The sequence below is a fragment of the Flavobacterium sp. KACC 22758 genome (assembly GCF_028736135.1).
Classification (GTDB): Bacteria; Bacteroidota; Bacteroidia; order Flavobacteriales; family Flavobacteriaceae; genus Flavobacterium; species Flavobacterium johnsoniae.
The window spans coordinates 3,535,710-3,548,070 of the sequence record NZ_CP117878.1; the positions used below are offsets into that span (position 1 = coordinate 3,535,710).

Sequence of the window (12,361 nt, forward strand, 5' to 3'; positions counted from 1 at the left end):
TTTATCTTTTTTTATTTGATTCTTTCCTGAAACTTAGCAAAACCAGCTTCAATACCATTAGCATCAATTTCTTCTAAAGCAATTGTAATTGCTCTTGTTAATCCTGATATTTCAGTTAAATCTTCATCCCAGAAATTTTTGTTCTGCAAAGTAAGTCTTGCAATTTTCTCATAATCATCTGATTTCCATAAACCATCAAAGAAAGTTACAATATCGTCACTATCATTTACCGGTAAACTTTGTCCGTTCCAAGTTCCTTTGTAGAAACGAATCAACGCTGCAAAAGCAAATGTTAAATGAACTGGAAGTTTACCGTGAATATCTACATATCCTGTTAAACTTGGTAATACACGAACTTTAAATTTAGAGATTGAATTTAAAGCGATAGATGATAATAAATGTTTCACAAATGGATTTCTGAAACGGTCTAAAATTTCTTCAGAGAAACTAGCCAATTCTGCTTTATCCATGTTTAAAGTTTCGTTGATTTCTTCAAACAATGCTTTATTGATAAAACCACCAGTAAATTCATTATCAACTGTTTCTTTTACAGTTTCATTTCCGTAAAGTAAAGAGAATGGCACCATTGCTGTGTGCGCTCCGTTAAGGATTCTAACTTTACGAGTTCTATATGGCTGCATATCAGAAATGATTTTTACATCTAAATCTGTTTTGTCAAACGGAAGTTTTGCTTTCAGTTTGTCATCACCTTCAATTACCCATAAAAAGAAAGTTTCTGCACTTACAATTAAATCATCTTTATATGAAAGCTGTGCATTATATTCTTCAATCTGATCTTTTGGATAACCCGGTACAATTCTGTCTACTAATGTGTTATGCCAAGAACAGCTGTTTGTTAACCAAGATTCAAATTCTGCACCTAATTTCCAGTCTGCACTGTATTTAAAAACGATCTCTTTTAAAGTATCTGCATTATAATTAATTAACTCGCAAGGAATGATTGTTAATCCTTTATCTGCTGCTCCATTAAAATGCTTAAATCTTTCATTTAAAAGCACTGTTAATTTTGCAGGAAAAGATACAGGAGGCGTCATTGTTGGAAGATCAGAAGCAATATATTCAATACCCGCTTCAGTAGTATTTGAGATAATAAAAGCCAGCTCTTCTTCTTTAGCTAAAGACAAATACTCCTGAAAAGAAGCATAAGGATCTACTGCTTTTACAATATTGGTAATCAATTCTTTTTCCTGAATTTCTTCGCCTTTTTTTACACCTTTCATGAATAAAGTGTATAATCCGTCCTGTGCATTGATCATATTCACAAGCCCTTTATCAATAGGCTGTACAACTGCAATACCAGCATTAAAATCTGCTTTTTGGTTTAATTTCTGAATAGCATACTCAACAAAAGCTCTTAAGAAATTACCTTCTCCAAATTGTACAATTTTAATTGGAAGCCTGTTTGAAAACTCTGAATTTGATCTGTTAATTTTTTCCATTTTAATTCTCTCTTTAAAAGTGTTATAAATAATCACTTAAACCTTATTCGTTCCTTTAAAACATTGTAAATGAAACATTACACCTGATTTTAAAATAAAACCTGCTGTGAGGAGTGACAGGAATTATTTTGCAAGCGTAATGCTCAATTACAATCTCTAAAATCTAAAAAAAACGCATCTAAATAAGGGTTGGCATGATTACTCCTTATTTATTTTCTTATATTTTTTATGATGTCAAGAACCTGACTTACTTTGGCTGTTAAACCGTCAAAGTCTTTTTTGTCTAATATATCTTTTGAAATTAATTGTGAACCTAAACCAACACAGGTTGCTCCTGCATTAAGCCATGAACTCAAACTTTCAACAGTTGGGTAAACACCGCCTGTAGGCATAATGTTTGTCCACGGGCATGGTCCTTTTATGGCTTTTATAAATTCTGGTCCGTAAGTATCTGCCGGAAATAATTTTACAATTTCACAGCCTAATTCTTCTGCTCTTGCAATTTCGCTAAGCGTACCGCATCCAGGAGACCATAATACTTTTCGGCGGTTGCAGGCAATTGCAATGTCTTCTCTGAATACCGGAGTTACAATAAAATTAGCTCCTAAACTCATATATAATGATGCCGAAGCTGCATCTGTAACAGAACCCACTCCTAAGATCATTCCCGGAAGTTCTGCCAAAGCGTATTTATTTAAAGCACCAAAGACTTCATGTGCAAAATCACCTCTGCTGGTAAATTCCATTAATCTGGAACCACCGTCGTAACAAGCTTTTAAAACTTTTTTACTTAATTCAATATCAGAATGAAAAAACAACGGCACCATTCCGTTATCTTTCATTGTCTGCGCAACCTCTATTCTTGAATATTTTGCCATTTTTCTAATTAATTATCTTGATACTAATGCAGAACCATCACCATCAATCATATTTTCAACTTCTTTTAAAGTAACCAGATTATAATCGCCTGCAATTGTATGTTTTAAACAACAAGCTGCCACAGCAAAATCTAAAGCTCTCTGGTTATTATTTTGATATTCTAACAGTCCGTAAATTAGTCCTCCCATAAAAGCGTCGCCGCTTCCTACTCTGTCAACAACAGGAGTTACCTCTTTTACAGCTGCCTGATAAATTGCTTTTCCGTCAAACAAAACACCACCAATTCTTTGGTGTGAAGCACTTACAGAATAACGAAGTGTTGTTGCTGCCACTTTTAAATTCGGGATTAACTGAAACAATTTTTCGTATAAAACAGGAAGCGATTTTTCGTCCTGATAATTCGGATTTACTTTCGGAATTCCTAACATAAAATACGCTGTATCAATGTCTCCTAAAATAACATTGCTGTATTGCAGCATTTCCGGCATAACTTCGCTTGGCGCTTTACCGTACTGCCATAATTTTGATCTGTAATTTAAATCGCAGGAAATTTTAATTCCCAGTTTATGAGCCACTTTAATAGCTTCTAAACAAGCTTCTGCAGCAGTTTGTGAAATAGCCGGCGTAATACCGCTCCAATGGAACCATTCAGCTCCTGCTAAAACTTTCTCCCAGTCTACCTGCCCTTTTTCAATAGATGCCATTGCACTGTGTGCACGATCGTACACTACATTACTGCCGCGTGTTCCGGCTCCGGTCTCCAGAAAATAGATTCCTAAACGCTCTCCTCCGTAAACAATGTTTTTAGATTCGACATTCATTTTTCGTATTTCTTTCAATGCCGATAAACCAATCTCATTTTGAGGCAATCTTGTAACAAATTCAGCATTTACACCATAATTTGCCAGAGAAACACATACATTAAATTCTCCGCCTCCGTATGTAGCACCAAATGCTGTTGACTGCGAAAAACGTAAATGTCTTTCTGTCGATAAACGCAGCATGATTTCTCCAAATGCAACTACTCTACTCATACTATCTTTTTTATATTTTACCATTAAGACATTAAGAAAATTAAGCTCTACTTTATATTCTTTTTGCAATTAAAGGTTAAGTTTATTAAGCCAATTTGCTTAATTATCTTTATTACTTAAGTAACTATTTATTAAACCAAAAACTTAATTTTCTTAATGTATTAATGGTTTAAAAAAAATTAAAATTTGAAATATTCTTTAGCATTATTGTATGAAATATCAGAAACTAATTTCCCAATCCATTCCATATCATTTGGAAGTTCTCCGCGTTTGATTTCGTCTCCAAGAAGATTACATAAAATACGTCTGAAATATTCGTGTCTTGGGAATGATAAGAAACTTCTTGAATCTGTAAGCATTCCAACAAAACAGCTTATTAATCCCATATTAGAAAGTGCATTTAACTGCTTTGTCATTCCGTCTTTTTGATCTAAAAACCACCATCCAGAACCAAATTGTACTTTTCCGCGAACGCTTCCGTCGTTGAAGTTTCCAATCATTGTTGCCATAACTTCGTTATCAGCTGGATTTAAGTTGTAGATAATTGTTTTTGTCAATTTATCTTTACTGTCTAAAGCATTTAAAAAACTAGATAGTTTTTGTGCCTGCGGATAATCTCCAATAGAATCCCATCCTGTATCTGGACCTAAAATTCTGTGCATACGAGCATTATTGTTACGCAATGCGCCTAAGTGAAATTGCTGCACCCATCCAAACTCATGATACGTTTCTGATAGGAATACCAAAACAGCACTTTGGAATTTTAAAGCTTCTTCTGGCGTTATAGTTCTGTTTTCTCTTTTCTTTTTGAAGATTGAACTGATTTCAGATTCTGTAAAATCTTCAAAATAAATTTGGTCTAAACCGTGATCGCTTAATTTACATCCGTTTGCATTAAAAAATTCAATTCTGTTTCTTAATGCTGCCTGTAAATCAGCAAAAGTATTAATTGCAACTCCGGACACATCCCCTAATGTGTCCAGATATGCATTATAACCATCATTAGCAATTAAGATGGCTTTATCAGGTCTGAAAGCCGTACTCATTTTAATTCCAGTCGAATTGTTGGCGAATTTTTTGTGAAATTCTAAACTGTCAATTGGATCTTCAGTAGTACAAACTAATTCAGCGTTTACTTTTTTAAGAAGGTTCTGCGTGCTGTAAGCCTGAGAATTTATTTTCTCTGTTGTTTCTGTATAAATTTTCTCAGCTGATTTTTCATTCAACAGATCATAAATATCAAAATAACGAGCTAATTCTAAATGCGTCCAGTGGTACAAAGGATTACGCATTGTATAAGGAACTGTTTTTGCCCAGTTTAAGAATTTATCTTTATCAGATCCGTTTCCTGTTACAAACTGCTCATTGATTCCTAACGTACGCATTGCACGCCATTTGTAATGATCGCCGTTAATCCATACATTCGTAATGTTATCAAAAATCTTGTCCTCTGCAATAAACTGCGGATTTAAGTGATTATGGTAATCAATAATCGGCTGATTTTTAGAGTAATTGTGATATAACTCTTCAGCGTATTTATTTTCTAATAAAAAATTGTCGTGTATGAATGTATTTGCGCTCATGTCTTTTTTAATATAATTTGAGAATTATTCTTCGTTTGAAGGTTTTCCAATTGTAGCTAAGATTCCACCGTCAACATATAAAATATGCCCGTTTACAAAATCACTCGCTTTGGAAGATAAAAATATTGCTGCTCCGGCTAAATCACTTGGATCTCCCCATTTTGCAGCAGGAGTTCTGCTTATGATAAAATCATTAAACGGATGTCCGTCAACTCTAATTGGTTTTGTCTGCTCTGTTGCAAAATAACCTGGCCCGATTCCATTGATTTGAACGTTATATTTTGCCCATTCTGTTGCCATGTTTTTCGTCAGCATTTTTAAACCGCCTTTTGCAGCAGCGTAAGCAGAAACCGTATTTCTTCCTAATTCGCTCATCATAGAGCAAATGTTGATTATTTTTCCCTGACGTCTTTCAATCATTCCTTTTGCAACATGCTTAGAAACGATAAATGGACTTACTAAATCAATATCAACCACTTCTCTGAAATCTGAAACTTCCATATCCAGAAGCGGAATTCTTTTAATAATTCCGGCATTGTTAATCAGTATATCGATTGGTCCAACTTCTGCCTGAATTTTAGCAACAGCATCTTTTACTTCCTGTTCTTCAGTTACATTAAATTTGTAACCAACTGCATTAATTCCTTCACTTTGAAGTTCTTTTACAGCGTTATCAATTTTATCCTGAGATGAATTTCCGTTTACAACAATTGTTGCTCCGGCTTGTCCAAGTCCTTTTGCCATTGCCATTCCCAGTCCGTGCGTACTTCCTGTAATAAGGGCAATTTTTCCTTTTATGTCAAATAAGTTTGTCATTTTCTTATCTTAAATCAGTGATTTTACAAACATCCATATCTCCGTAATCTAAGTTTTCACCCGCCATTCCCCAGATAAAAGTATAGTTGCTGGTTCCTGAACCTGAGTGAATTGACCAAGGAGGCGAAATTACTGCCTGATGATTGTTCATCCAGATATGTCTCGTTTCTTGCGGTTGCCCCATAAAGTGGCAAACTGCCTGATCTTGCGGAATATCTAAATAGAAATAAACTTCCATTCTACGATCGTGAACGTGTGCCGGCATAGTGTTCCAAACGCTTCCTGGTTTCAATTCTGTCATTCCCATTTGCAATTGGCAGGTTGTAACAACGCTTCCAATAATCATTTGGTTAACCGTACGGTGATTTGCCGTTTCCATTGTACCCAATTGTAGTTTATTAGCTTCAGCTAAACTTACTTTCTTAGTAGGATAAGTTGTGTGCGCTGGCGCAGAGTTTAAATAGAATTTAGCAGGATTGTTTTTATCATCACTTTTAAAAACCACTTCTTTATTTCCAGCTCCAATGTATAAAGCATCTTTAAATCCTAATTCATAAGTTGTTCCTTCAACAACCACAGAACCGCTTCCTCCTACATTAATAATCCCTAATTCTCTTCTTTCTAAAAAATAAGGCGCTTTAAGCGGATCGATTGTTTCAAGAACTAAATCTCCTTTTACCGGCACTGCAGAACCTGCAATATATCTGTCGTAATGTGAATAAACCAATACAACTTCATCTTCCTGCATTAAATCATCAATTAAGAATTCTTCTCTCAATTGCTGTGTATCATATTTTTTTACAGCTTCTGGGCTTGACGCGTATCTTGAACTATATTTTGTCATAATTTTTATTTAATGTAATCGATTGCACAAAATTAATTTTTTATATTGAAAAACCATAATTCAAATGAAAAAATTATTCAATTTAGAAAAATTATCCATTACAAATTTGTGATCGGACTGTATCTAGGAACTAAAGATTTCATTACAATCCATCCTGTTAAATAACATACAGCACAGATAGAGAAGATGATAAAATACCCTGCTTCTATTCCTTTGAATCCCATAAAAACCATTTCAGTTTCTTTAGCATAATCAAACAAAACTCCAGAGCCTTTATTGATTAAAGTCGATCCTACTCCTCCTGCTAAACCACCAATTCCTGTAATTGTTGCAATAGCTTTTTTAGGGAACATATCTCCTACTGTTGTAAAAATATTTGCCGACCAAGACTGGTGTGCCGCTCCTGCAATTCCAATGATGATTACCGGAACCCAGTAACTGATATATCCTAACGGTTGTGCAATTAAGGCCAGCAATGGGAAGAAAGCAAAAATTAACATCGCTCGCATTCTTCCTTCGTATGGGTTCATTCCTTTCTTTTCTACAAAATAAGTTGGAAGCCAGCCGCCAATAATTGATAATAATGTAATCATGTATAAAACAAATAATGGTAAAGCTGCTTCTGTAGAATCCATTCCGTAAACTGAGCTTAAATAAGCCGGAGTCCAGAATAAGAAAAACCACCAAACACCATCTGTCATAAATTTACCAAAAGCAAAAGCCCAGGTTTGTTTGTATTTAAAACAGTCTACAAATGAAACTTTTGAAGTTGTTTCCGGAACATAACCTTCTAATTTGCTGTCTGCAATATCATCCTGCTGAATATAAGCTAATTCTTCAGGACTTACTCTTGGGTGTCTTTCTGGTTTGTCGTACATGAAAACCCAGAATCCCATCCATATAAAACCTAATGCTCCAATAATGATGAAAGACATTTCCCATCCAAATGATTTTGCAATAAACGGAATTGTAATTGGAGCTGCCAATGCACCAACTGTGGCACCAGCATTAAATATACTTGTAGAAAATGCTCTGTCTTTTTTAGGAAAATATTCTGCTGTCGTTTTAATTGCTGCAGGAAAGTTTCCAGCTTCTCCAACTGCCAAAACAAAACGAGCAAAAATAAACAAAGCCACACTTACATTAATTACAAGTCCCGTGTCGTTTATTGTACTTATAATTTCTTTTGATCCATGAAATCCTACCAGCCAGTTTCCGGTAATAATTCCAGAAGTAGCGATACCGCAAAATGCATGTAAACAAGCTCCTATAGACCAAATTCCAATTGCCCACAGAAATCCTTTTTTAGTATCCATCCAGTCTATAAATCTTCCTGCGAATAATAAAGAAACGGCATAAAAAATAGAAAATAAAGCCGTGATATTTCCATAATCGTTATTTGTCCAATGAAATTCCGGTGCAATAAAATCACTCCAAGTTAAAGACAAAACTTGTCTGTCGAGATAATTAATAGTGGTTGCAAAAAAAAGCAGAGCACATATACTCCAACGATATCTTCCTGCGGACTTAACGGTTTGATTTACTGTAACAGCATCGGTTTGACTCATGGTAACGGGTTATTATAGTTAGATATTTTTTTTGGAAAAATCTTATACACACTACGCATAATTTAAACACATTAAAATCAATATTTTAATTTTATAAAACCGTAATAATGTAATCGATTGCACAAATATAGTTTTTAATCTTTATATTCCAAATAAATTATATATAAAATTATTTTAACTATGTAATTTAATATATTGCATAAAAAAAAGAACTCAAAATTACACATTAAACAATATATATGTTAAAAGTCAACAGGTGAAATTTATACGTTTTTAGGGGTAAAATTGTCCTAAAACAAGATAGTTTTGAAAGAGTTTTATCCTATATTGTCACTTTTAAAACAAAAGCTGCAAACAAGCAATAAATCATTGTAAAACAACTAATTAAACTTAAAATTGAAAAACACAAAAACCCTTTATTTACTCACTGTCCTGCTTTTTTCAGGAATTGTATTACATTCAAGTGCTCAAAATCAGGTTATCCCGCTTTGGAATAAAATACCTGATGAAATCAAATCTGCCGACTATAAAGAAAAAGAAGTTACAACAGATGGAAAAGTACAAAGCACCAGTTTAGTTACAATACCCACCTTAACTGCCTTTTTTCCGGCTGTAACAAAGCCAAATCAAACTGCTGTAATTATTCTGCCGGGCGGAGGTTACCAGCATTTAGCCATTGATAAAGAGGGAACAAAAGTCGCGCAATGGTTTAACAGATTGGGGATTCCGGCTTTTGTGCTTAAATATAGACTTCCGAGTGATTTAATTATGAAGAATAAAAATGTTGGGCCGTTACAGGATGCACAAGAAGCTGTGCGTTATGTAAGACAAAATGCAGCAAAATGGAATATTGATCCTAATAAAATTGGAATATTAGGTTTTTCTGCCGGCGGACATTTAGCATCAACTGCCTCAACACATTATGATGACAAAGTGTATGAGTCTGCATATAAAGTAAGTGCGCGTCCGGATTTTTCTCTTTTAATATATCCGGTGATTTCAATGGAAAACGAAACGACGCATAAGGGTTCTCAGACTAATTTATTAGGAAATAATCCGTCTCAGGATTTAATTAACTCATTTTCAAACGAAAAGAAAGTCACCGCGCAGACACCGCCTGCTTTTTTAATTCACGCTACAGATGATACTGTTGTGATACCGGAAAATAGTATAAATTATTATTTAGCACTCAAAAAAAATGGTGTTACAGCGGAGTTACATTTATATGAAAAAGGAGGTCATGGTTTTGGTTTAGGCGTAAAAGATACAAGCAGATTCTGGACTAGAGACTGTGAAGAATGGCTTAAAGCAAATGGTTATAATTAAAAAACAGAAAAGGCAAAACGTAATACGTTTTGCCTTCTATTTTAAAAAAAAACAAAAAAAAGAAATTAAAAACCAATTTTAATTTTTCCTAAGCAGTCACTTCTTGTTCTGCAATATTTTTCTTGGGAACCGGAACTGCTTTTGCAGCCACTTTTGGTTTTGCTGCTGGCTTCTTTTTGCCAAATTTCTGTTTTCCCCACCAGATAATAAATCCGGTAATAGGCAGTGTTGCAGAAATCAAACTGGCAAAAAAAGCAATAAATTTCCCTGTAAGCCCCAGTACGCTTCCCACATGAATATCATAGTTCATTCTGCGGATTTTATCCGGAATATTTGCATCTATATATTTTCCTGAAAAAGGTGTTTTAATCGAGATTTCTTTTAAACTCTGCTGATCAAAACTATAACGGTCCATATTATAGAATGTATTTTTTTGTTTGTAAACAAAAGCTCCAATAGGATCTGCCGGTTTTGACGGAATTGATATCAAAATTCCAGATGCCTGCGGATTTTCTTTTTGCATTTTAAGCAAAACTTTATCGGCAGTAGTAATATCAAAAGCTTTAATATTAGTTGTATCAGATTTTGGAGATTCACGGTTTTCAGTCAGTGGTTTTCCTCCAGAAGTAACCCAATACAAGGATTTACTCCACCACCCAAAACTCCAAACCAAACCGGTAACAGCAATAAAGAAAAGAAAAATACAGCTGTAAAAACCCAGTACATTATGGAAGTCATAATTAACACGTTTAAAACTCGCATCCAACTTAATTTTAAAACTCTTATCGATAATTGATTTGATCCATTTGGTTGGCCACCAAAGCACTATTCCTGAGATCAAAAGCACAACGAAAATTAAAACTGCAACACCTACAATTGGTCTTCCAATATCATACGGAAGCCATAAAGCACGGTGGCCGTTTAATATCCATCTGAAAAAATCCGGAGAATCTCCTCTAGAAAAAGTTTTTACGTTTAATATTTCTCCTGTATACGGATTCATATAAACGCTGATAAAAGTTCCTTGTCGTCTGCCTTTTTTAGGCTTTTCTCCCTTTTTCCCTTTAGCTTTTTCAGAAGGCTTTTCCTGAGATTTTATCTCTCCTTTTTCACCTTTATTTTCAGCGATATCATTTTTTCTGCCTTTTCTTTCACCTTTTTTATGTTCCCCCTTTTCTCCTCTGCCTTTTTCGTTATCTTCTTTTTTTTCAACAAAATAACCTATAATGGCAGCATCATCTTTTTCACCAAAAGTAACACTTGCAGCATGCTTGTTCTTCATCTTTTTATCGGCTATAGTTACCAATTGTGAGGGAAGTAAAAATGCTTTTTCCTGAGGCTCTACAAAACGCCAGTCTTCGATAAAATCTTTTATTTCATTTTCAAAAACATAAATACAGCCCGTAAGACTTACAATAACGACAATAATTCCAGATGCCAGACCAAGCCATAAATGAAGCCAGGCCATAACACGCTTAAAAAGCGATTTTTTGCTTTTTTTCTTAGTATTAGGTTTTGGTTTTGAAGAGGAAAACATATTTTTTGATAGATAAATAGAATAAATAAAACCGCAAGTCCCCGCCAAAAGACTCACGGTTTTAAAAAAATAATTAATATTTTAATTTCTGAATTGCAGTAATCTGACCGCCTTCAACTTTCATACCTTGTGTAGCTGCTGCAGAGGTACCATTGATGGTATAAATCCAGTTTCCATCAGGTGTATTTACACCAAGAACAGCAGAATTTCCATCTTCTGTAGCAATATTGTAACGAGTAGTAGCACTTGTTAATAAAGCCGGGATGCCCGTAACCCATTTAAAGGTTTGGTTGTATACATCAGCAACAGCTAACTTAACAGCTCCAGAATTAGTCCCAGGAGTTCCGTACATTAATAATAAGAACTTACCATTTGAGATGTAACTTGTTGAAGAAATTTTGTACCCTCCTGATTTTTCCTGAACATTAAAGAAGTAAGATTTGTCAAATTCTGTAGTGCCTTTATTAATTCTAACAACAGCCGAAGGTTTTGTAGAACTAACTACACCATTAGCTGTTCCAACAGCTCCAGAAAATCCGTAAGCATCTCCTTTTTCATCCTGAAACAATCCATTAGTAAAATAAGCTCCTAAGTAACTTGTACGGTCATCTTTAATTACTTTTTCTAATTTTAGGTCTGGATAACTATATACAGCTACCCAAGTACTATCAGCATGTCTTGTTCCAAAAGTATCCGGAGCAATACCATTAATTTTCATATAAGGCATAAATACTTTATCTCCCACCTGAGTTGCCCAGGTAAAATGAGCTCTTTCTGCTAAATCTGGATTTTTATTTCCAATTAAAAGTCTGGTATCTTGTGATACGGTTCCTGTAAGTATCGACTGTTCTGCATCAACTTTATACATATAAGAAATTGAAGCCCCGCTTCTAGGTACTTTTACCATTAAAATATCTTTGTTAACGGGTGCAAAAACTTGTACTGTTTCCGCCTGGAAATTTGAAGTCTTAGTTAAATCTCCATTCGCAGTTAAGCCATAAGTAGTAACAGCTCCCGGATTTCCCTGACCGTATAGAAAACTAAAAAATTTATTTTGCGTTGATAAATAGTAACGATAAGTACCGTCTTGTTCTAATCCATTTCCTGCTGTGGTAATTGATCCTTTTGTAATGTCGTCAGCAGTTAATAAATAATCTGCTACTCCAGTTGCTCCTGTAGAAACAGTAACTATATATTTTGATTTTCCAGTTTCTCCACTACTTCCTTCATTTTTTTCGTCGTTACTTTCACATGAAGTAAAAGTGAAAGCAAACGCAGCTAATAGTAAAGGTAATTTGCTAATTGTTTTCATAA

Annotated in this window: 10 protein-coding genes; 1 reads left to right on the forward strand and 9 read right to left on the reverse strand. The window is 34.5% G+C overall.

Annotation, left to right across the window (positions count from 1 at the left end; all coding sequences use genetic code 11):
- Window positions 1-11 precede the first annotated feature (11 nt).
- From PQ462_RS14875 to PQ462_RS14905, 7 genes are all read right to left on the reverse strand, one after another.
- Window positions 12-1,460, reverse strand: coding sequence for a tagaturonate reductase (locus PQ462_RS14875; protein ID WP_121360727.1), 1,449 nt, complete (start codon window positions 1,458-1,460; stop codon window positions 12-14).
- Window positions 1,461-1,669: 209 nt separating this feature from the next.
- Window positions 1,670-2,338, reverse strand: a complete 669-nt coding sequence (locus PQ462_RS14880; protein ID WP_012026234.1) for a bifunctional 4-hydroxy-2-oxoglutarate aldolase/2-dehydro-3-deoxy-phosphogluconate aldolase — start codon at window positions 2,336-2,338, stop codon at window positions 1,670-1,672.
- 12 nt (window positions 2,339-2,350) lie between these two features.
- Window positions 2,351-3,373, reverse strand: coding sequence for a sugar kinase (locus PQ462_RS14885; RefSeq protein ID WP_044048511.1), 1,023 nt, complete (start codon window positions 3,371-3,373; stop codon window positions 2,351-2,353).
- Between the two features lie 179 nt (window positions 3,374-3,552).
- A complete protein-coding gene (gene uxaC / locus PQ462_RS14890; protein WP_274250580.1) occupies window positions 3,553-4,956 on the reverse strand; it encodes a glucuronate isomerase in 1,404 nt (467 codons plus the stop codon).
- 24 nt (window positions 4,957-4,980) lie between these two features.
- Window positions 4,981-5,772, reverse strand: a complete 792-nt coding sequence (locus PQ462_RS14895) for a gluconate 5-dehydrogenase (protein WP_073409989.1) — start codon at window positions 5,770-5,772, stop codon at window positions 4,981-4,983.
- A 4-nt stretch (window positions 5,773-5,776) separates the two neighbouring features.
- Window positions 5,777-6,616, reverse strand: a complete 840-nt coding sequence (kduI, locus tag PQ462_RS14900; RefSeq protein ID WP_012026238.1) for a 5-dehydro-4-deoxy-D-glucuronate isomerase — start codon at window positions 6,614-6,616, stop codon at window positions 5,777-5,779.
- 98 nt (window positions 6,617-6,714) lie between these two features.
- Window positions 6,715-8,184, reverse strand: coding sequence for an MFS transporter (locus PQ462_RS14905; protein WP_012026239.1), 1,470 nt, complete (start codon window positions 8,182-8,184; stop codon window positions 6,715-6,717).
- 396 nt (window positions 8,185-8,580) lie between these two features.
- Between PQ462_RS14905 and PQ462_RS14910 the strand changes: the two genes are divergently transcribed.
- The gene (locus tag PQ462_RS14910; protein ID WP_274250581.1) at window positions 8,581-9,510 is read left to right on the forward strand and encodes an alpha/beta hydrolase; all 930 of its coding nucleotides are present in this window, start codon (window positions 8,581-8,583) and stop codon (window positions 9,508-9,510) included.
- 88 nt (window positions 9,511-9,598) lie between these two features.
- On the opposite strand, the gene PQ462_RS14915 is transcribed toward PQ462_RS14910, so the two are convergent.
- Together PQ462_RS14915 and PQ462_RS14920 are read right to left on the reverse strand one after the other, a co-directional pair.
- Window positions 9,599-11,047, reverse strand: a complete 1,449-nt coding sequence (locus tag PQ462_RS14915; RefSeq protein ID WP_274250582.1) for a PepSY-associated TM helix domain-containing protein — start codon at window positions 11,045-11,047, stop codon at window positions 9,599-9,601.
- A 73-nt stretch (window positions 11,048-11,120) separates the two neighbouring features.
- Window positions 11,121-12,359 (reverse strand): DUF4374 domain-containing protein, encoded by a 1,239-nt coding sequence (locus PQ462_RS14920; protein ID WP_274250583.1) that lies wholly within the window; start codon window positions 12,357-12,359, stop codon window positions 11,121-11,123.
- Between the last annotated feature and the right edge of the window lie 2 nt (window positions 12,360-12,361).